Source organism: Chrysosporum bergii ANA360D (assembly GCF_029891735.1).
GTDB classification, from domain to species: domain Bacteria; phylum Cyanobacteriota; class Cyanobacteriia; order Cyanobacteriales; family Nostocaceae; genus Umezakia; species Umezakia bergii.
Window position 1 is genome coordinate 1 of the sequence record NZ_JANQDH010000016.1, and the last position, 21,824, is coordinate 21,824.

Consider the following 21,824-nt stretch of genomic DNA (forward strand, 5'->3'; position numbering starts at 1 on the left):
ATTCACTCATTCTGCGCTGTTCTATTATATCGTGCAGCCAGGGAATAAATTCCCTGTCTAATAGCTAAAGTCGGTTAAAACCGACTAGTTTATGTGCAATGTTGATAAATCTTTCTCAAACCGATAACTGCTAGAGGGGACAAGCAGGATGCTTGTGTTACCATGTAACACCGGCTTCTAGCCGGTATTTAGCCGCGCAGCATTAACAGCTAGTGCAATTCACTCATTCTGCGCTGTTCTATTATATCGTGTAGCCAGGGAATAAATTCCCTGTCTAATAGCTAAAGTCGGTTAAAACCGACTAGTTTATGTGCAATGTTGATAAATCTTTCTCAAACCGATAAATGCTAGAGGGGACAAGCAGGATGCTTGTGTTACCTGGACTGTATTAGTATAGCAACGGCAAACTATAAGTAGTCTTTTTTGATCTGAGGTGATCGCTTGCTACAGGTATATGCCTAAGCCTTACAGTTACGACTTTCGTCAAAAAGTAATCCAAGCGATTGAACTCGATGGCTTGAGGAAGACTCAAGCTGGTCAAATGTTTAATATTAGTCGCAACACTATCACTCTATGGTTGAAAGGATTAGGCGGTTGCTATAAGGGCAACTTTAATATTGGTATTTTCTCGCTAGATTTTGATTAGGAGGTTGTTGTATGATGGGAAAAATGATAAAAACATTTTGATTTTCAATATATTTATAAATATTTCTAAATGTTTCTCAAATGGTGCTTTGGTGTGAATACCGGCTAGAAGCCGGTGTTACTTATAAGCAGTTATCGGTTTGGGAAAGATTTATCAACAGGGAGGCGATGGCTTGAATATAGAATGGGGGTTTAAAATCCTGGGTGGTGTTGTTTAAACCCCAGATTTCATTTTGATTTAGTTTGTGTTGTTTTTGGCTTTGATTATTTATTCTCTTCAATTCCTACCTACAATTACTATGGAAGTTTTACTCACAAGTTTAGCAGGTGGTGAACTCAACCTAATCACCGAATTAATCTGGATATTCATCGCCACAGTTTTATCTATGATTGGTGGCGCTATAGGGGGAATGCTGTTAGCTGGAAGGGACTTAGGTTATGAATTTTCAGCAATTTTAGGAGCGTTATTGGGACCTGCTGGTGTAATTCCTGCTATGGTTTTAAGTTTTGCTTTACTTAGTATGTTCAGGAGTTTTTAGGATGTTAGAAATTGGCTGGCTAGCTGCCAAATTATTCTTTAAAGGAAAACTACTACGCGACCCCAGATATTTTTTCGGACAAGTTTTAATTGGTACGGGTATGGGTTCTCTCATACTCCTGGCTTTAGCCCAAACCCAATTACCCCTCTGGCTACCCATCACAGTATCTAGTTTAGCCACAGGCGCACTAATGCCATTTCTATTAAAAGATTTCAAAATGAAGTAGATATGGCTTTTGTAAGTGATAAAAGTCAGGTGGTGCGAGCATCCCCCTCACTGCTTATTGAGTAAAATTCGCTATCAAATCAGAATGGAAAATGTGGTAACTGAAGAAATTAGAGTTCGTGGTACTGTTCAAGGTGTGGGTTTTCGTCCTACTGTATATCGTTTGGCTAAGGCTTGGGGGTTGTATGGTGATGTTTGTAATGACGGGGAAGGTGTGTTAATTCGGGTTTCGGGAAATGAGGAGACGATAACAGGGTTTGTCAATAAACTATATGAGGAATGCCCTCCTTTGGCTACAATTGAGCAATTAACTAGAACCAGTTATCCTAGTGAATTGAAGTTTAATGATTTTGTCATTGCTGACAGTGTGAGTAATTCGGTTACAACCGCAATTGCTCCTGATGCTGCTATTTGTCGTCAATGTCAACAAGAAATCTTTGACCCTTTTAGTCGGTTTTTTCGTTACCCTTTTACTAATTGTACTCATTGCGGCCCCCGTCTTAGTATTATTCTCGGCCTTCCTTATGACAGATGTAATACTAGTATGTCTGCGTTTTCTATGTGTCCCCAATGTCAACAAGAGTATGATCATGTGGAAAGTCGCCGTTTTCATGCTCAACCAGTGGCTTGTCATGCTTGCGGTCCTAGAGCTTGGTTAGAACGGGCTGATGGTCAACCTGTGACAGCTGCTATGTTTTCTATGCTGGATGATGTGGATGCTGTTTGTACTTTACTGCAAAAAGGCGAGATTGTGGCTATTAAGGGGCTGGGGGGTGTTCATCTAGCTTGTGATGCTACTCAAGAGGCTGCTGTACAAAAACTACGTCAACGTAAACAGCGCTATCATAAACCATTGGCTTTGATGGCGCGGGATATGTCCATAATTACAGAATACTGCTTGGTTAACTCCAGGGAAAAACAGTTATTAACCAGTGCAGCTGCGCCTATTGTATTATTACGGAAAAAAACCTGGAAGAAGGGGGAAATAACTCCTAAGTTTACTATTGCGTCTGCAGTTGCACCAGGGCAAAATACTCTTGGTTTTATGTTACCTTATACAGCCTTACATCATTTAATTTTGCGCCGGATGAATCGCCCGATTGTCTTAAGTAGTGGGAATATGGCTGATGAACCCCAATGTATTGATAATCAAGAAGCTAGGGAAAAATTAGGTAAGATAGCTGATTATTTTCTTTTACATGATCGTGAAATTGTTAACCGCGTAGATGATTCGGTAGTCCGAGTTATTGATCATGAAATACAAGTCATGCGCCGGGCTAGAGGATACGCACCAGCACCCATGAAGTTACCGCCAGGATTTGAGAGGGTAACCCCAATTTTAGCTATGGGTGGTGAGTTAAAAAGTACCTTTTGTTTGTTGCGGGATAATCAAGCAATTATCTCTCAACATTTGGGCAATTTAGAAAATGCTGCGGCTTTTCATGGTTATAAACATACACTTAATCTCTATTTAAGTTTATTTGAACATCAACCAGCTGCTATTGCTGTAGATAAACACCCTGAGTATCTGTCTACAAAATTCGGTGAGCAGTTGGCATCTGTTGATCGGGTTCGACTGCATTATGTGCAACATCATCATGCCCATATTGCCGCTTGTATGGTGGAAAATGGTGTTTCTTTAAATGCTTCTCCAGTCATAGGTATTGCTTTAGATGGGTTGGGTTATGGACAAGATGGTCAACTTTGGGGAGGAGAATTTTTATTAACAGATTATCGTCAATTTCGGCGTTTGGCAAGTTTTAAGCCGGTGGCTATGATTGGTGGTGAGAAGGCGATGGTTCAGCCTTGGCGTAATACCTACGCCCATTTACTTAGTGCTAATCTTTGGCATGATTTTCAACAAAAATATAGTGATTTAAAAATTATTAAATTCTTACAGCAACAGCCTTTAAGTCTACTCAATCAATTGGTAAAACAAGAAATTAACAGCCCCCCAGCCTCATCAGTGGGGAGATTATTTGATGCAGTGGCTGCGGCTATGGGGGTTTGTTTAGAAAGTTCTAGTTATGAAGGACAAGCCGCGATGGCGATGGAAGCTTTAGTAGATCCTACTAGCTTAAATAATCATAAAGAAGGTCTGACTTATCCCTTAGATATAAATTTTTTAGATAGGATTTATTATATAAACTCAAAACCAATGTGGAGAGCTTTGTTTGAGGACTTACAAAACCTAACCCCACTCCCGGAAATGGCTAGAAGGTTTCATGAGGGTTTGGCGCAAACTATCATTAATTTGGCTAAACATCTATGTGATGAAAATCTGATTAATCATGTGGTATTAACAGGAGGAGTATTTCAGAACTCTATTTTACTAACACAAGTGAAAGTCGGCTTAGAAAACTTAGGCATAAATGTACTGACCCATCACCTGGTTCCGGCTAATGATGGTAATATTTCTCTAGGACAAGCAGCAATTACGGCGGCACAACTAATAACTAATTCTTGAGATTTGAAAAAAAATGTGTTTAGGAATCCCCGGTCAAATTATAGCCATCAGCGACACAAACCATAAACTAGCCATAGTTAATATTGCCGGAGTCAAACGCCAAGTAAATATTGCTTGTATAGTTAATGAACAACATCCCCCAGAAAAGTGTATAGGTGATTGGGTATTAGTTCACGTTGGCTTTGCTATGAGTCGTATTAATGAAGAAGAAGTAGCCGAAACATTACAACTACTAGAACAATTAGCAAGCCTCTCTATTTGAGAATCTAAATAATCTCTGATATCCCCTATGAAATATGTAGACGAATTTCGAGAACCAGAAAAAGCCGCAGCCCTCAGCCAGCACATAACTAAACTTTGTCACGAGCTAAAAAAACCCCTAAAAATTATGGAAGTATGCGGGGGACATACCCATGCTATATTTAAATATGGCATCCAAGATATTCTTCCCCGGAGTCTGGAATTTATACATGGCCCAGGTTGTCCGGTTTGCGTTATGCCTAAAGGAAGATTAGACGATGCGATCGCCATATCCCAAAATCATCAGGTCATTCTAGCTACGTTTGGGGACACTATGCGAGTTCCCGGTTCTCGCACTAACCTACTCCAAGCTAAAGCCACCGGCGCAGATATTCGCATGGTTTATTCTCCATTAGATAGCTTGCAAATAGCTAGAGAAAACCCAGATAAAGAAATTGTTTTTTTTGCTCTAGGTTTTGAAACCACCGCCCCCAGTACGGCTTTTACTATCCTACAAGCAGCAGCAGAAAATATCACTAACTTTAGTATGTTTTCTAATCACGTTTTGGTAATTCCTGCGATCCAACAACTGCTAGAAAGTCCGGACTTACAAGTAGATGGTTTTATCGGTCCTGGTCATGTCAGCATGGTAATAGGTACAGACCCATATGATTTTATTGCCCAAACATATCATAAACCTGTGGTTATTTCTGGTTTTGAACCTTTAGATATACTACAATCAATTTGGATGTTGTTACTGCAATTAACACAAAATCGTTGCCAAGTTGAAAATCAATATCATAGATTAGTACACCCAGAGGGAAATACTATAGCATTACAAGCTATAAACCAAGTTTTTGCGGTGCGAAAAAACTTTAATTGGCGAGGCTTGGGGGATATACCCAATTCTGGTTTAAAAATTCGTCCTGAATATGCCCAATTTGATGCTGAAATAAAATTTACTCTTCCTAACTTACAAGTAGCCGACCATAAAGCTTGTCAGTGTGGAGAAATTCTCAAAGGAGTCTTAAAACCTTGGCAATGTAAAGTATTTGCTAGGGCTTGCACACCGGAAACGCCTCTGGGAACCTGCATGGTTTCTTCGGAAGGTGCTTGTGCAGCTTATTACAAATATGGAAGATTTGCCCAAACTAACCATAGGCAAAAACTTGATCATGGTCACGGATAAGCACGTCTTTAGCAAGCAGGATGCTTGTGTTACAAGAGGATCATTTTTTTAATAAATACTATACAACCCATTTAACTATGAGCTTTCCTTCCCACCAGCCAAACCAACTCAAAGACACTCACATTACCCTCGCCCACGGTAGCGGCGGTAAAGCTATGGGGGATTTAATTAAACATATATTTGTCAATAGTTTTGATAATCCCATTCTTTCTTTATTAGAAGACCAAGCCACTTTAAACCTAGCTAATCTCACTCAACAGGGAGATAGACTAGCGTTTACTACAGATTCCTATGTAGTAGATCCTTTATTCTTTCCAGGTAGTGATATTGGTGAATTAGCAATTAATGGCACTATTAATGATTTAGCTGTGGGTGGTGCTAAACCATTATATCTCAGTTGTGGGGTGATTTTAGAAGAAGGTTTACCTGTAGATACATTGCGGCGCGTCGTTACTAGTATGAAATTAGCCGCCCAAAAAGCAGGGGTGCAAATTATTACAGGTGATACTAAAGTTGTTCATCGTGGTGCTGCGGATAAACTATTTATTAACACTACAGGTATTGGGGTAATTTCTCCAGGAATTAACATTTCTGCTCATAATATCCAAGTGGGAGATGCAGTAATTATTAATGGTGAATTGGGAAATCATGGCGCAGCTATTTTAATCGCCCGTGGGGAATTAGCATTAGAAACCAACATAGAAAGCGACTGTCAACCATTACATTATTTAGTAGAACATATCCTCAATGTTTGTCCTCAAGTTCACGCCATGCGGGATGCTACACGGGGGGGTTTAGCTACAGTTTTAAATGAATTTGCCTTAACCTCTCATGTGGGTATTCGTCTCCATGAAGAATTTATACCAGTGCGGCAAGAAGTACAGGGAATTTGTGAAATACTAGGTTTAGACCCCCTTTATTTAGCCAATGAAGGTAAATTAGTAGTAGTGGTGGCAAGTGACCATGCAGAAAATGTGTTATCAGCCATGAAGTCTCACCCAGGGGGGAAAAATGCCTGTGTAATTGGTGAAGTTATTGCTTCACCCCCGGGGCTTGTGTTATTAAAAACAGCCTTTGGTACTGAAAGAATTTTAGATATGCTAGTGGGGGAACAACTACCCAGAATTTGTTAAGCTGCTTCCCCTAGGTTGACTACAAAATAAATGCCAAATGGGTAACATCTTAATTACTGCTTGCAATTGGGGCTATTATGCGGATACCGCCACCCACCTTCATCACCACACCCGTTGTATAAATGGCATTAGTAACAACTTCTTCCCTCAAGGCTGTGAAGCAGCAGGTAAAGCAGAAGTGGAAGCAGCATAATCGGTAATCACAAAATCATCAATATTGATTCTGCTGTCTGTTCCATCAGTTTTGCGGATTTCACAGCGAACTAAACCAGGGATGTTAGGGGTGAAAGTTGCGGTTTGCAGTGTTGTTGAGCTAGTGATAATCATGGGTCCTATACCTTTCCATGAAGTACCCCCATTAGTAGAACACCACAGTCCCCAACTGCTATTATCATCTTTACTATACTTGGCGTGTTTAATAGTAATTTTACCAGCACCGGTGGTACGGTCAAATTTCATGGTTAGTTTGCCACTATTGCGAATGCGGACTGATTTACCGCCATTTTTAACATCAGCTGGTAAACTACCAATTAAAGCATCATTTAAATTCCAAGTGCCTGTAGTTAAGATAATATCAGCCGCAGCATAACTTATTTTTTGACCGGATTCAAATCCTTCGGAAATTGCGGCGCTCAAAGCAGGAACAGCAAAACAGGAAAGCAAGAATATAGTTCCTCCTGCTATTTTCCAATCCCAGAGGAATGTACTCATGGTGATGACAGTTATATCTTTTATATCTTTAACGTGCCAATTTTATAGCATTTAGGGGCTTGTTATATGCACGAACTAGGAATTACGCAAAATATTGTAGCCATTGTCACCGAACAAGCCCAAGGGGCAAAAGTTCAACTGGTAGTGTTAGAAATTGGCAAACTCTCAGGAGTCCTACCACAAGCCATAGAGTTTTGTTTTGATATCTGTACTCAAAATACAGTTTTAGTAGGAGCAAAATTAGAAATTAGAGAAATTACTGGTTTAGCAAGATGTCGTCAATGTGGTGCAGAAATAGCTATAGATAAACCATTTGGTGTATGTGGCTGTGGTAGTGTGCAACTAGACCTAATAGCCGGTCAAGAACTGAAAATTAAACAAATAGAACTAGAGTAAAGAGTAATTATGTGTGTAACTTGCGGTTGTTCTAATGATTTTGATAGCACAATTACCAATTTAGCAACAGGCCAAGTAGAACATCATCACACTCTACCTGATGGTACTATCATCACTCATTCTCATGATCATCACACCCACCATAACACCACCATAGCTTTAGAACGCGACATTTTAGCTAAAAATAATCTCATAGCAGCCCACAACCGCGGCTGGTTGAAAGGACGAAATATTTTAGCGTTCAATTTAATGAGTTCCCCCGGTGCAGGAAAAACAACTTTATTAACCCGCACCATTCATGATTTACAGCATCAACTACCTATTAGTGTTATTGAAGGTGACCAAGAAACAACTAATGATGCTCAAAAAATCCAAGCAACTGGCTGTCAGGTTGTGCAAGTTAATATAGGTACTGGTTGTCATTTAGAGGCGGCTATGATTGATAGGGCTTTACAACAGTTAAACCCGCCCCTTAATTCTGTGGTCATGATTGAAAATGTGGGTAATTTAGTTTGTCCCGCTTTGTTTGACTTGGGAGAACAAGCGAAGGTAGTAATTCTCTCAGTAACGGAGGGAGAAGATAAGCCTATCAAATATCCCCATATGTTCCGCGCTTGTGAAATTATGATTCTCACTAAAGTTGATTTGTTACCTTATGTGCAGTTTGATGTACAAAAATGTATAGATTATGCCAGACAGGTTAATCCCCAAATCAAGATTTTTCAGGTTTCCGCTACTACTGGTATTGGTTTAAAAAGTTGGTATGAGTGGTTATCTTTGAATAGGAAATAGGGAGATAATTGTAAAAACAACATCCTCTCAGATCAGAAGCAGATATTTGTTAAATTTTAATAAACCAGCGTTGGCGATAAAGGAGGAAAGCCACTACCCACCAAAATAAAAGGGTGACTAGGGCAAATAGTAATGAACCGTTGACATTTCCTGCCCAAGATGCAAAAATGTTTTGATAAATCCAGTTATAAGTGGTAATGGCGCTCTCCCCCGTGCCGATTTTGGTTCTAACTAGGATTTTAATTAATAAAACTGAGGCAATGAACAGAGCGATCGCATTTAGCCCCATAATTTCAAAAGCTTTACTCCACCGCTTCAGGTGTCGCACCTCAATCAAGTAATAACAACCTGCCAGCAGTAGTAAAGCCCAACCTGTGGTAAAAATAACATAAGAACTTGTCCACAGTTTTTTATTAATAGGGAAGGTCAACCCCCACCCCCAACCAATAATCAAGCAGCCCACTCCCCATAACACCAAACCTAAACTGGTGCGCGTTCCTACCGCTTGATTACGTATCCATTCCCCAGTAAAATAGCCAGCCAGAACACTAACAATAGCCGGAATGGTGCTAAATATTCCTTCTGGGTCTGCTAAATTTTCATAGCCATCACCAGCGTACAAATGGGCTGGGGAAATAATTAAGCGGTCAATATACGCGCCCAAATTACCCGTCCTGGTTAATACACCCGCCCCATAGTCGGGAACTGGTACATACATCATGGTTAGCCAGTAGCCTATGAGTAACACTGCTGCTAATATCCACTGTCCTTGACGAGGTAGATTAAGAACTGCTAAACAAGCAAACAGATAAGCTAGACTGATACGCTGTAATACTCCCATAAAGCGGATATTACTTAAATCAAAACTCCCCACACCTTGATTCCAAAAGCCGTTGAGTATTAAGCCTAAACAAAAGAGTATCCCTGCGCGGCGCAAGATCCGCCAGTAAGCTTTTTCCGGGTATTTTGATAAAGAAAAGCACATGGCTACACCAACGATAAACAAGAAGAAAGGGAATACTAAATCTGTTGGTGTGCAGCCGTGCCAATCTGCATGGGCTAGATAAGGATATACATACCCTGCTACCCCTGCCATATTGACAGTCATCATAGCAGCAATGGTGATACCACGAAAAACATCCAGTGAAGATAGCCGCATGGGAGAATTTTAGATTTTTTCTGTTGACCGAATGGGATTCAAGCTACGTTCTTTTACCGATCATCAGCTGAAACTGTCTATCCTCACATCTTTCCAGATTTCGGAAACTTGCCAACCTGAGTTACCCACAGACTGGATCAAGGGATGAGTAGATAAAGGAACATAGTTAAATTCTTCATAGTCCATATATTCGGGTTCCTCTTCAACTATAGCTTCAGGAACAGTCACACTCTCTGCTAAAAGGTTTTGTTCCTCTGCTTCTTCCATAAGCTTGATTTTATCAAGCAGTAGCTTTTCTGATTTTTTGATTAGTTTCATGTTAACTTCAGGGTGTGGAAAAGTGGACATTAAAAAAAACGAAAATCCTGATACTGATTTTGAAGGAATTTAATGTACTCCTTCAAGAATCATTAGAGAGATCCGTAAAACAAAAAGTTATTATTAACTTTGTGAAAAAACTTCAGTAAGGCAAGATTTCATCATAGCAATTTTCCTGTAACTATCCAAGCATTGATGATAATCTTTACATTTATTAAAATTTCTCAAAATTTCTTAGTTGTACTTCTCTGATGTAGAGTTATTGCAGCAAACTTGATCATAGTCCCCATTCCTGGGGACATTTATTTATAAAACTATTCCACCAAATTATTCCACCGTCACAGATTTAGCTAAATTCCGCGGCTGGTCAACATCCAACCCCCGACGAGCCGCAATGTGATAAGCTAACAATTGCAAGGGGATCACCGTTAAAATCGGAGATAACAACTCATCCACCAAAGCAACAGGAAGCAAATCGGTAAATATTTCCGTCGTTTCCTCATTATTCACAGAACTTACCCCAATTAAGCGAGAATCTCTCGCTTTAGCCTCTTGGGCATTAGAAATTACCTTTTCATACACACCACCAGGAACAGCGATCGCCACCACAGGAACTTTGGCTTCTAACAAAGCAATGGGGCCATGTTTCATTTCCCCGGCTGGATAACCTTCCGCATGAATATAGCTGATTTCCTTTAATTTTAAAGCCCCCTCTAAAGCAATAGGAAAATTTATCCCCCTACCTAAAAATATTACATCTCTCGTTTCCGTAAAGTCATGTGCTAACTGTTCCGTTAAACCTTGCTGATGTTGTAAAGTTTGTTCTATTTCTTCAGGAATCCGCCGCAACTTGTTAATAATGTCCGCGATTTTCTCCAATGCAAGAGTCTGACGACGAGCGGCTAAATCCAACGCCAAAGCGTAAAATGCCATAAGTTGAGCAATAAAAGTTTTAGTGGCCGCCACTCCAATTTCAATTCCTGCTAAAGTACTAATAACATCGGGAACCATTAACCCCAAGCTGCTTTCCGGACGATTAGTAATACCCAAAAGTCGCGATCGATATTTGGGTTCTTGGCCTTGGCGACGTTCCTTCTCCATCCCCAAAGCTGCTAAAGTATCCGCAGTTTCCCCTGACTGAGTAACCCCAATAATTAATGTATTAGCCGTTAAAGGTGAGGGTGCATAGCGATATTCAGAAGCATAATGTACCTGGGTGGCAATTCCTGCCAATTGCTCAATTAAATATTTGCCCACTAATCCAGCGTGCCAACTCGTACCACAAGCTACAATATTAATTTGTTCTAAATCTGCGTAAAATTCTGTAGATAACCCCAAATTAATGGGTGATGGCGATGAATTCACATCACCGTCAGGATGAAAATAAGCCGCCAAACTAGCTCTAACCACCCCCGGTTGCTCATAAATTTCTTTCAGCATAAAGTGTTTAAATCCCTGCTTTTCTACCATAGTGGGATGTAAATTAAGCAACCGTGGTTGTTTCTTCAACCTTTCACCCGCAAAGTTGTAAACCTCTACCCCCAAAGGAGTCATCCGGGCAATTTCACCATTTTCTAGTGGTAAAACCGCACGAGTATGAGTTACAATAGCGGGAGTATCAGAAGCACAAAAAAACTCACCCTGACCAAAGCCAATCACCAGGGGCGCTTGTTGACGGACCACAATCAACTCATCTGGGTAGTCAGCAGAAATAACCGCCAGAGCAAATGCTCCCTCAAGCCGGTTAACAGCTTGACTAACTGCTGATAAAAAAGCAGATGGAGAGGACGGGACGTAGGGACCTGGAGGATGCTTTAAAAATTCAGCAATGAGATGGGGAATTACTTCCGTGTCGGTTTCGGAAACAAACTGATAACCCTTTTCTTTTAGTGCTTCCCGTAACTCCCGGTAATTTTCCACAATACCATTCTGCACCACAGCCAAACGCCTAGACATATCCATGTGGGGATGGGCGTTGTGTTCTTCTGGTTTACCATGAGTAGCCCAGCGAGTGTGACCGATACCAATTTGGGCTGGTGTTAATATTTGTTCAAGTTTAGAACGCAGGTTGTGTAGTTTGCCCTTAGCGCGAATACACTTGACCTCATCTTCCCACACTGTAGCTATACCTGCCGAGTCATAGCCACGATATTCTAGCTTTTCCAGTCCAGCCAATAAGATATCTGTTGCCGCTTGAGTACCTATATAGCCAACAATTCCACACATTACTCACACCACTCTGATTTAAATAAATATAATCTAATTGAATTTTTCAACTGTAACAACTATTTTTCAACAGGTAAAGTCTCAGATGATATGGCATCTCTTAAACACGTGAGATATACTTGTAACACAAGCATCCTGCTTGTTAATAATATACCTCACTAAACACCGAAAACCGCTATAATATCACTGATCATCCTTAATAATAGAATTAATAACCGCGTAGTTAACTTGATAACTAGGCAGTATTTCCTGGGCTGATTGATGAATAGATGTACTTGGAGGAATACTTTTTAACAAATTAATTGCTTGTTGCCATTTATCTTGTGCTTGTTTTAAATTTGAGAGTGACTGGGGTGAGTTTTTCACAAAAAAATTAGCCTCTGATGCCAACTTTTCAGCTAATTTCAAACTTTCTTGTGCTTTCCTTTCAGTGTTGGCTCTTTTGTTAATATCCATACGATTAAGACCATAGCGAACTAATCTATCTTTTGCTTCACCATAAACAGATGTTCCTTCAGGGATACTAGCCAGTAATTCTGTTGCTTGTTCCCATTTGCTTTCCGCTTGTTGCCACACTGTGAGAGGATGGGGGGGATCTTTGGCTAGGTCAGAAGCTGCTAGACCAAGTTTAAGGGCAGATTGAAAGTTAGTAAATGCGGTTTTTTCTTGCCTATCAGTGAATATAATCTGTGCTATCCAGCCGCTAAACAATAAGACTACTAAACTCGACCCAATCACAACAGGACGGAATATTTTTTCTGCTCTTTGCTTAGTTCTAACTTTTGTTTTTTCATTAATGACTCCTGTGGGTGTAGTCGCTTCTGGAGATTGTTCTAGAGATTGTTCTAGAGATTGTTCTGCTTGTTGAATTAAACTGTTAATTTCAACAATTAATTGATTCACGGTTTCCCCTAATTTTTCAGATTCATTGATAATATCTGTTAATTCTTGAAATTTACCATCACTAGAAATAATTAATTCTTGCTCATCATCCAACCATTCTAAACTCAAGCCAGATTGACCACAAAAACATAACACACCCAAGAGAATTGTTAAGAAATTATGACTAGTTTTAATAGTATGAAAAATATAATTTAATTTTTCCAGTACCTGTATAGCTTCTGCCTCAGCCTTCCTCAGTAACTGGAGTTGCTCTTGTAAAATATTTTGGTCGCTAAATGCTAAGTTAATGTTTAATTTATCACTAACTTTTTGCACTTGAGCAGGTAGTTGAGCATGGTCACTATGATAATTTAGTTGACTGACTAATTCTAAATCACTTAAAATGTCTGCGGATATAACATGAAGAAAATCACCCCATTCAATCCAACCATCAATTTTTGCTTGTAAATCCTTAATTGATATGTCTATATCTGGATTGCCAAATTTAGCTGTAATAAATTTTACTTGACTACTAGAACCTGTATCTACTGTATAAATTTTATTCATCAACAAACTCGCTGTTGCACCAAGACGAAGCATAGTATAAGTTGAAGAATTAGAAGAGTTCGTCATCCTGTCAAATCTCATTTCTTCAATAATGATTTGTTGCAGATTCTTTAATTGTTCCTGAATATTATTGATCAGGACAACCTGCTGCATAATTTCTTGGGAATTTCCCAGATTCAACTTAAGATTAAAAACAAGCTCTGGCAGTTGATGGACAATTTTTTCTAAATAACTCATAAATATCCCTTGGGCATTTGTGAAAAGTTGATCAAAAACAATTCAGATAACTAGGCTCTGAGTTCGTGATTAAACTATAAATCTCCGCCTGTTTAAGTTATGTTTCGTGATTGGTTGACAAATTTGAGAATCTATATAATACAGTATTCACAGGAATTAAAGTAAAATAATCATTTTCCTCAACAAAATTTCTGTAACTGAGAAAATAGCCCATCCATCAATTTATGAATCAAACTGACTTAGCTTTTACCCCCGCACTAGAATTAGCCACATTAATTCGTCGTCGGGAACTGTCACCATTAGAATTAGTGGAATTATATTTAGACCGCATCCAGCAATTAAACCCCCTATTAGGCAGTTACTTTACAGTGACGGCAGAACTAGCGATCGCAGATGCTAAAGCTAAAATGGAAACACTGACAACCACCTCAGAACTACCGCCATTTTTCGGTGTGCCGATTTCCATTAAAGACTTAAATCCCGTAGCTGGTGTACCGTGTACTTACGGTAATCCGGCATTATTACAAAATATCCCCACCTATGATGATGGGGTAGTGACTCGAATTAAACAAGCAGGATTTATTATTCTCGGTAAAACTGCCACACCAGAATTAGGTTCTTTTCCTTACACTGAACCTACAGGTTTTCCCCCAGCCAGAAACCCCTGGAACTTAGACTACACCGCTGGGGGTTCCAGTGGCGGCGCTGCAGCCGCAGTAGCCGCAGCATTATGCCCCATCGCTCAAGGTTCAGATGGGGGGGGTTCCGTGCGCGGTCCCGCCGCTTGCTGTCATTTAGTCGGAATCAAACCCTCACGGGGTAGGGTGACCCATGCACCAGTAGGCGATCGCGTGGGTGGAGTTGTTAGCAATGGTCCCATTGGACGCACCGTAGCTGATACAGCCGCTCTTTTAGATGTCATGTCCGGCTACGTTACAGGAGACCCCTACTGGTTACCCGATCCTGAAACCTCATTTCTAGCTGCTACCACAGCAAAAGTCAGTAATTTACGAATTGCTTATAGTATAAAAATTCCTCCTTTGGGACCAGCCGATGCCAATTGTCAGCAGGGAGTAATGACAACAGTCAAGTTATTAGCACAATTTGGTCACACAGTAGAAGAGAAATGTCCTGATTTCACCGGCTTAGTAGAGACATTTCCCAAAGTCTGGCAAAGTGCGGTAGCAGCTTCAAGTCTACCTCCTGAAATATTACAGCCCATGAATCGTTTTCTGTTGTCAAACACAGGTTCCGTCGGTGAATACCTCAAAGCACTTGCAGAAATGCAAATGGTAGCCAGGGAAATTGTGGCGTTTTTTGATACTGTAGATGTACTGGTATTGCCAGTTTATTTGCACTCACCCATCCCCGTGGGAGAATGGGCTGATTTGACTCCAGAAGAAACATTCACAAAAATTATTCACTGGATAGCCCCTTGTCCAGGAGCTAACGCCACCGGACAACCAGCCATAGCAGTCCCCGTAGGTTTTGATAGTCATGGTTTACCTATAAGTGTCCAGCTAATTGGCAAACCAGGAGCAGAAACCACCTTAATCAGTCTAGCAGCCCAACTAGAAATAGCCAACCCGTGGCTTCACCATCGCCCATCCCTAGCAATACTAGCGTAAACATCGGGAACCAGGAACAGGATTTCTCAAATCTTGTTCCATCTCCAAAATTATTTCTTATGAGCTAAGGTTAACCCGTCAGCCATGGGAACTAAACTGAGATTTATCCGCGAGTCTTGGTGTAGTTTCTCGTTCAGCGCCCGAATTTTTTGGGTGCGGTTGTCTTGAAATTGAGGATCTGCAACTCTACCCGACCACAACACATTATCAATCACAATTAATCCCCCCGGACGTACCAACTCCAGCGATCGCTCATAATAACCATCATAATTGCCTTTGTCAGCATCAATAAAAGCGAAATCAAAAGTTTCCGCCTCACCCGCGGACAGTAATTGATCTAACGTTTCCATAGCCGGACCAATGTGTAATTCTATTTTATCTCCTACCCCGGCTTCTTGCCAATAACGACGGGCGATGTCCGTAAACTCTACATTCACATCACAGGCCACCACTCGACCATCTGGAGGTAAAGCCAAAGACACAACTAAAGCACTTAAACCAGTAAATACTCCTAACTCTAAAGTTTTTTTAGCTCCCATTAGTTGCACCAACAAAGCCATAAATTGTCCTTGTTCCGGTGCAATCTGCATTCTACTCATAGGATGCTGCGCCGTTTCTTGGCGCAGTTGGCTGACGATTTCCGGTTCTCGTAAAGATACGGATATTAAGTAGTTATATAGTTGAGGTTCCATTCCCAGTGTTTGATTAGCCATAATTCAGTAAAACTAACGCACAAATTATTAGTGATTACTTATTAATTTTACGTCTTCAGAAGGAGAACAGCCAATTTGTCTTTCCATCTCAGGAACGATAAATTTAGTCAATTTCATAGTTAATTTTAAAGCAGATGAACAGGAGCAATCCTGACATTCCAAGAGAGTTGTGTACTTGTTTTCAGTGGTCAGATTAAGAGCGTGTGTCAGGTGTGAGGATCACAATGTTAGTCGCGTACAATTGCCTTCAATTAGTACGTTTGGCTTACATCCGGGGTAAAAATGCCTGAACTTGCAAATTGTAAGTTGGGAGTTAAAGCATACGTTAACCTTTTGGATTTTACAAAGTAAAATCCAAAAGGTTATTTTTCTAAACTTTTAGATAGTTTCGTGTTGATCAATTAACAGGAAAAACCACCACAACAACAAGTAAATAATAAATATAGCCCAAGTTAAGTAGATTCTTAGCAAACCAGACTTGTACTCAGCCCTACAAAACCCTCATAAACCTAAAATTACTCTGGCTAAGTAAAAATAAATCAAAACACCCAGTACATCCACAGCCGTAGTAATAAAAGGTGCTGACATCAAAGCCGGGTCTAAGCGGAGGGACTGGAATAAAAACGGCAGCGCCGAACCCGAAACAGAAGCAATAACAGCAATAGCTACTAAACTAATACCTACAGTAAAAGCTACCTCTGCGCGTCCTTGGAGAAAATAAGCCCACACCGTGGCAATACTACCTAACATTATTCCTAAAAAAGCCCCAGCGATCGCCTCTCTGCCAACCACCTCCCATCCTCCCAATGATTTCATGTCATCAGTACTCATACCACGAATGACCACCGTAGAAGACTGAGCCCCCACATTACCACCAGTACCAGTGAGCAAAGGAATAAAAGCAGTCAATATTACCACTTGTTTTAAGATATCTTCTTGGGACTTAATAATAGTCCCAGTCACCGTATTAGCTATCAGCAAAACAAACAACCACACCACCCGCTTCCGGGCAACTTCCAGTAAACTCATTTGAAAATAATTCTCACCATCAGACTGCACACCACCCCCCAAGGTGTAAATATCCTCAGTGATTTCCTGTTGTAGAATATCTATCACATCATCAACAGTAACAATACCCACTAAACGCTGTTCTTTATCCACCACAGGCACAGCTAAAAAATCATATCTTTGTATTAGTTTAGCCACTTCTTCCTGGTCCGTATCTGTGTAGACAAACACCACCTCACGGGTCATAATTTCCCCAATGGTTTGTTCTAGCTGACACACCACTAACTCTCGTAAAGAAACAATTCCCGTCAAGCGTCTAGCGTTATCAGTCACGTAGAGATAATAAATCATCTCACTATGATCAGCCAGACTGCGAATCCGGTCTATGGCTTGAGATACTGTGAAATTTTCCTTTAGATAAATTAACTTCGGGGTCATAATCCGTCCCGCAGTATTAGCCTCATAACCCAACAATTGGGCCGTGGCTTCCCGCTCCGCCGGACTCAGTTGTGCTAACAAGCGGTTAACAACCTTTGCTGGTAACTCATCAAATAACCTAGCCCGGTCATCTGGTGACATTTTATCTACAATGTCACGCACATCCTGACTTCTCAGTTCTGTAATTAAATGTTCTTGAACAGTGTAGTCCAGATATTCGTAAACCTCAATAGCCTCAGTTTTAGGAAGCAAGCGAAAAACCAAAGCGTGCATTGCTTCCGGTAAACCCTCAATAGCCTCAGCAATATCCGCAGCTTGCACAGGTGCCAAAATAGATTTTGCAGCCTGTAAGTTACCAGCTTCTAGCAGCATTTGTAGTTGACTTCGCACCAAGTCTGACAATTCGCCGCGGGTAATATTTTGGTTGTTAAAATTTACATAATTTGTTTCCGTCAAAATCTACTTTCCTCAGCACTACCCATTTAATTTATATACATTAATCGTCTTGTATTGCCAGCATCCTACCCCCTGCTTCAACTCAACGTCCTAGTATTTTATCTCGCAGACGCTTAATGCGATCGCGTAACCTAGCCGCTTCCTCAAATTCCAAATTCTTAGCTGCATCTTTCATCTGTGCTTCCAACTTACCAATCAACTCAGGAATTTCCTCCAAAGGTAATTGATCCAGATGTTCATCCACAATTTTTAACTCACTGGCATTTAACCGCCGAGAAACATCTAAAAAAGATAAAATCGCATTACTAGATTTTTTCACAATCGGTTGAGGTGTGATACCATAAGTTCGATTATATGCCATTTGAATCCCACGCCTTCTATCTGTTTCCTCAATAGCCTTCATCATGCTTCCCGTGAGATGATCAGCATACAAAATCGCTTGTCCCCGCACATGGCGCGCTGCTCTACCAATTGTTTGAATCAAAGAACGTTCCGCACGTAAAAAACCCTCTTTATCTGCATCCATAATTACCACCAACGAAACCTCCGGTAAATCTAAACCCTCCCGCAGCAAATTCACCCCCACCAACACATCAAACTTACCCTCCCGCAAATCTTGTAATATCTCAATTCGCTCAATAGAATTAATTTCCGAATGCAAATACCGCACCCCTATATTCTGTTCTTGCAGATACTCAGTTAAATCCTCCGCCATCCGCTTAGTTAATGTAGTAATTAACACTCTTTCTTTTACGTCTACCCTGTCTTTAATTTCCCCTAATAAATCATCAATTTGCCCAGTAGTCGGACGCACAGAAATTTCTGGGTCAACCACTCCCGTCGGTCTAATAATTTGCTCCGCAATATGACCCGCGGAAACTTCTAACTCCCAATTTCCTGGTGTAGCAGAAACAAAAATACATTGATTTACCTTTTCCCAAAACTCTCCTGCTTGTAACGGTCGGTTATCAGCAGCACTAGGGAGGCGGAACCCATGGTCAATTAACACCTTTTTTCTCGACTGGTCCCCCTTATACATCCCCTGAATTTGAGGGACCGTCACATGAGATTCATCTATAACCAACAGCCAATCTTGGGGAAAATAATCAATCAAACACTCTGGAGGTGCGCCAGCCTTTCTTCCTGCTAAATGACGAGAATAATTTTCTACCCCGTTACAATAACCCACTTCCCGCAACATTTCCAAATCATAGCGTGTCCGTTGGTCGATGCGTTGGGCCTCCAGTAACTTACCCGCTTTTTCTAATTCTCCTTGATACTGTTTTAACTCAGCAGCAATCTCACCACAAGCTATTTCTAACCTTTCCTGGGGTGTAACAAAGTGACGCGCTGGATAGATATTAACAGCTTCTAAACTGCTGATAATTTCCCCAGTTACCGGGTCAATATATCTAATCGCTTCAATTTCATCACCAAAAAACTCCACCCGAATCATCCTATCTTCATAAGCCGGTCCAATTTCCAACACATCCCCCCGCACCCGAAAACGCCCCCGACCCATTTCTATATCGTTGCGACTATACTGCACAGACGCTAAATCTCGTAAAACCCGGCGCTGGTCAACTTCCATACCTATTCTCAAACCAATAGCCGCCCTCAGATATTCCGCCGGAATACCTAAACCATATATACAGCTAATGGAAGCTACCACAATTACATCACGACGTTCAAACAGCGATCGCGTCGCCGAATGTCGCAACATATCTATTTCATCATTAATCGCCGCCGTTTTTTCAATGTAAGTATCTGTCACCGGGATATACGCCTCCGGCTGGTAGTAATCGTAATAGCTGACAAAATACTCAACTGCATTGTGAGGGAAAAACTCCCGCAATTCATTACACAATTGTGCCGCCAAAGTTTTATTATGAGCTAACACCAAAGTAGGCTTACCCACCTTTTCAATCACCGCCGCTATAGAAAATGTCTTACCAGTACCCGTAGCCCCCAGTAAAGTTTGGTAACGGTTACCACTTTGGATACTTTTCACCAGTTGAGCAATAGCCTGGGGTTGATCGCCTGTAGGAATAAAAGGTGCTTGAAGACAAAATCCTTGCATATAATTCTTTTCAATTAGTCCCGCAGAAATTTTTTAACTCAAAGACGCACTATAAATAATCATAATCATAATAATTATACCAACTCAACAGCTGCTTCACCTATGAGCTTAAAAAATAAAAAATTGTTGTCCAACAACACACACTTTTAAAAATTTTGTGTTATATTGATTTAAGACCTGGATCTACGCGGCTGTAACGCCCAAATCTTGTCAGGACCGGAAGGTAGCAGCAATACGGGATGCTTATAGTAGGCGTAGTCTCCGGGTCCCCCTATTTGATGAGGAGCGTTCATCAGCGATGGCTGGTTTTGGAGATATTGTTCAAAAAGCCTTTTACCTCGGTCTTGGTTTGGCTTCTTACGCCAGTGAGAAAGCAGGAGTCAAGCTCAGTGAACTACGCCTGAAAGTCCAAAAACTAGCAGATGAAATGGTGGCTAAAGGCGAAATGAACTCAGAAGAAGCCCGCCGTTTTGTAGAAGAAATGATGAAACAAGCTCAAACCCCCCCCAAACCAAGCGAAACCGAGAAACAACCACCAGCCCAAGAACCCCGGCGCATTGAAATTTTAGAAGAAAACGAAGACACAACCACCACACCTTCCCCACAGTCACAAACCACCCCAACAGATAACGTAGCTGAGTTGCGCCAACAAGTCCTCAAACTCCAAGAAGAGTTAAAAAATTTGCAGCAAAACCAATAAAAGATCAATTAAACTCAATTAAAGTAAACTTTCATATCGTTATATTGCTATGTGTGGCAACTGTACATAGCATTATTTATAAAAACTTAATAGAAAAACTTAATAGAAAAACTTGATAACATACATTGCCTAAGATATTGCCTAGGATGTAGTATTGTCCTTGGTATAGGCACTTAGAGCTTATAATTTATGGAACAATGGCAAAAAGATTTAGCAGCAATAGTATCCACCGTAGCTGACGAAGTAGAACGTTTTTTTTTAGGAATGGGTGAAATCATGGATGTACTTTGGGAAGTAACAGAAGACATAGCCGAACAGTTACAAAACACCATAGCCACTGACCTTGACCAGTGTTTAGAAGAATTAAACGACCCAGTTTTAGAAGTTTACTGGGAAATAGAAGATATGGTCGGAGATACAGAAACTGCTTTTCCCTATGGGGTGGAACCCACAACAGAAACGAATCCCGCTTGTATGGGTTGTCAGCATTACCACGGTCAAGTTTACAGCGATAATCTCTTAGTCTGTGCTATGCACCCCCACGGATGGCATGATAGTCATTGTCCTGATTGGGAAAAAGTGTAAACTTAGTTAAGAGTAAAATTGTGGCAAATTAAAAACACCCAAAAAATCTTCAAGAGAGTATGAGCAATTCCTTACCTGAAACAGTACCCCAGCCAGAAATCAAGTATGGAGAGCGGGAAATAAAAGAAGGTCAACTAACTACCTTTCCTAACCCCCGTCTGGGTAGGCGCTATGACATCACTATCAGCTTACCGGAATTTACTTGTAAATGCCCATTTTCCGGTTATCCAGATTTTGCTACAATTTATATTACCTACGTCCCAGATCAGCGCGTCGTAGAGTTAAAAGCACTAAAGCTTTATATTAACAGTTACCGCGATCGCTATATTTCTCATGAAGAATCCGCCAACCAAATTTTAGATGATTTTGTTGCAGCCTGTGATCCCTTAGAAGTCACAGTCAAAGCCGACTTTACCCCCCGTGGTAATGTGCATACAGTCGTACAAGTGCATCATCGCCAACCAGGATCAAAACCCACAGTAAATTAATT

At 40.7% G+C, this 21,824-nt stretch carries 20 protein-coding genes, 1 other RNA gene and 1 pseudogene; 14 read left to right on the forward strand and 8 right to left on the reverse strand.

The window, feature by feature from the left end; genetic code table 11:
* Positions 1-454 precede the first annotated feature (454 nt).
* The 7 genes and pseudogenes from NWP17_RS02365 to hypE form a co-directional block, all read left to right on the forward strand.
* A pseudogene (locus NWP17_RS02365) lies at positions 455-580 on the forward strand (IS630 transposase-related protein); the annotation flags it as partial.
* A 364-nt stretch (positions 581-944) separates the two neighbouring features.
* On the forward strand, positions 945-1,184 hold the full coding sequence (locus tag NWP17_RS02370; RefSeq protein ID WP_280653312.1) for an asr0689 family protein: 240 nt from the start codon (positions 945-947) through the stop codon (positions 1,182-1,184).
* 1 nt (position 1,185) lies between these two features.
* Complete coding sequence (locus tag NWP17_RS02375) at positions 1,186-1,410, forward strand: hypothetical protein (RefSeq protein WP_280653313.1); 225 nt, start codon at positions 1,186-1,188, stop codon at positions 1,408-1,410.
* 93 nt (positions 1,411-1,503) lie between these two features.
* On the forward strand, positions 1,504-3,876 hold the full coding sequence (gene hypF / locus NWP17_RS02380; protein ID WP_280653355.1) for a carbamoyltransferase HypF: 2,373 nt from the start codon (positions 1,504-1,506) through the stop codon (positions 3,874-3,876).
* Between the two features lie 13 nt (positions 3,877-3,889).
* Positions 3,890-4,138 carry a HypC/HybG/HupF family hydrogenase formation chaperone gene (locus tag NWP17_RS02385; RefSeq protein WP_280653314.1) on the forward strand — a complete coding sequence of 83 codons (249 nt, stop codon included), beginning with the start codon at positions 3,890-3,892 and terminating at the stop codon, positions 4,136-4,138.
* A 27-nt stretch (positions 4,139-4,165) separates the two neighbouring features.
* Positions 4,166-5,305: a hydrogenase formation protein HypD gene (gene hypD, locus NWP17_RS02390; protein ID WP_280653315.1), complete on the forward strand. Its 1,140-nt coding sequence runs from the start codon at positions 4,166-4,168 to the stop codon at positions 5,303-5,305.
* A gap of 77 nt (positions 5,306-5,382) precedes the next feature.
* Complete coding sequence (gene hypE, locus NWP17_RS02395) at positions 5,383-6,438, forward strand: hydrogenase expression/formation protein HypE (protein ID WP_280653316.1); 1,056 nt, start codon at positions 5,383-5,385, stop codon at positions 6,436-6,438.
* Positions 6,439-6,585: 147 nt separating this feature from the next.
* Here the strand turns inward: hypE and NWP17_RS02400 are convergent, their stop codons facing one another.
* Positions 6,586-7,149 carry a hypothetical protein gene (locus NWP17_RS02400; RefSeq protein WP_342393994.1) on the reverse strand — a complete coding sequence of 188 codons (564 nt, stop codon included), beginning with the start codon at positions 7,147-7,149 and terminating at the stop codon, positions 6,586-6,588.
* 66 nt (positions 7,150-7,215) lie between these two features.
* On the opposite strand from NWP17_RS02400, the gene NWP17_RS02405 reads away from it, so the two are divergent.
* The gene (locus NWP17_RS02405; protein ID WP_280653317.1) at positions 7,216-7,545 is read left to right on the forward strand and encodes a hydrogenase maturation nickel metallochaperone HypA/HybF; all 330 of its coding nucleotides are present in this window, start codon (positions 7,216-7,218) and stop codon (positions 7,543-7,545) included.
* Positions 7,546-7,554: 9 nt separating this feature from the next.
* Positions 7,555-8,337, forward strand: coding sequence for a hydrogenase nickel incorporation protein HypB (gene hypB, locus NWP17_RS02410; RefSeq protein ID WP_280653318.1), 783 nt, complete (start codon positions 7,555-7,557; stop codon positions 8,335-8,337).
* 49 nt (positions 8,338-8,386) lie between these two features.
* Here hypB and NWP17_RS02415 read toward each other — a convergent pair whose 3' ends face one another.
* From NWP17_RS02415 to NWP17_RS02430, 4 genes are all read right to left on the reverse strand, one after another.
* Complete coding sequence (locus tag NWP17_RS02415; RefSeq protein WP_280653319.1) at positions 8,387-9,496, reverse strand: acyltransferase family protein; 1,110 nt, start codon at positions 9,494-9,496, stop codon at positions 8,387-8,389.
* 63 nt (positions 9,497-9,559) lie between these two features.
* Positions 9,560-9,814 carry a hypothetical protein gene (locus tag NWP17_RS02420; RefSeq protein WP_280653320.1) on the reverse strand — a complete coding sequence of 85 codons (255 nt, stop codon included), beginning with the start codon at positions 9,812-9,814 and terminating at the stop codon, positions 9,560-9,562.
* Positions 9,815-10,141: 327 nt separating this feature from the next.
* Positions 10,142-12,040: a glutamine--fructose-6-phosphate transaminase (isomerizing) gene (glmS, locus tag NWP17_RS02425; RefSeq protein ID WP_280653321.1), complete on the reverse strand. Its 1,899-nt coding sequence runs from the start codon at positions 12,038-12,040 to the stop codon at positions 10,142-10,144.
* A 183-nt stretch (positions 12,041-12,223) separates the two neighbouring features.
* Positions 12,224-13,726: a hypothetical protein gene (locus NWP17_RS02430; RefSeq protein WP_280653322.1), complete on the reverse strand. Its 1,503-nt coding sequence runs from the start codon at positions 13,724-13,726 to the stop codon at positions 12,224-12,226.
* 224 nt (positions 13,727-13,950) lie between these two features.
* On the opposite strand from NWP17_RS02430, the gene NWP17_RS02435 reads away from it, so the two are divergent.
* A complete protein-coding gene (locus tag NWP17_RS02435) occupies positions 13,951-15,354 on the forward strand; it encodes an amidase (RefSeq protein WP_280653323.1) in 1,404 nt (467 codons plus the stop codon).
* A 50-nt stretch (positions 15,355-15,404) separates the two neighbouring features.
* On the opposite strand, the gene NWP17_RS02440 is transcribed toward NWP17_RS02435, so the two are convergent.
* From NWP17_RS02440 to uvrB, 3 genes are all read right to left on the reverse strand, one after another.
* Positions 15,405-16,067 (reverse strand): class I SAM-dependent methyltransferase, encoded by a 663-nt coding sequence (locus tag NWP17_RS02440; RefSeq protein ID WP_280653324.1) that lies wholly within the window; start codon positions 16,065-16,067, stop codon positions 15,405-15,407.
* A gap of 501 nt (positions 16,068-16,568) precedes the next feature.
* A complete protein-coding gene (gene mgtE, locus NWP17_RS02445) occupies positions 16,569-17,969 on the reverse strand; it encodes a magnesium transporter (protein ID WP_280653325.1) in 1,401 nt (466 codons plus the stop codon).
* 82 nt (positions 17,970-18,051) lie between these two features.
* A complete protein-coding gene (gene uvrB, locus NWP17_RS02450) occupies positions 18,052-20,049 on the reverse strand; it encodes an excinuclease ABC subunit UvrB (protein WP_280653326.1) in 1,998 nt (665 codons plus the stop codon).
* Between the two features lie 174 nt (positions 20,050-20,223).
* Between uvrB and ffs the strand changes: the two genes are divergently transcribed.
* The 4 genes from ffs (at position 20,224) to queF (ending at position 21,822) form a co-directional block, all read left to right on the forward strand.
* Positions 20,224-20,320: signal recognition particle sRNA small type (gene ffs, locus NWP17_RS02455), an RNA gene on the forward strand.
* 27 nt (positions 20,321-20,347) lie between these two features.
* Complete coding sequence (locus NWP17_RS02460) at positions 20,348-20,749, forward strand: phasin family protein (RefSeq protein ID WP_280653327.1); 402 nt, start codon at positions 20,348-20,350, stop codon at positions 20,747-20,749.
* Positions 20,750-20,938: 189 nt separating this feature from the next.
* A complete protein-coding gene (locus NWP17_RS02465) occupies positions 20,939-21,334 on the forward strand; it encodes a hypothetical protein (protein WP_280653328.1) in 396 nt (131 codons plus the stop codon).
* 59 nt (positions 21,335-21,393) lie between these two features.
* A complete protein-coding gene (gene queF, locus NWP17_RS02470) occupies positions 21,394-21,822 on the forward strand; it encodes a preQ(1) synthase (RefSeq protein WP_280653329.1) in 429 nt (142 codons plus the stop codon).
* Positions 21,823-21,824 lie beyond the last annotated feature (2 nt).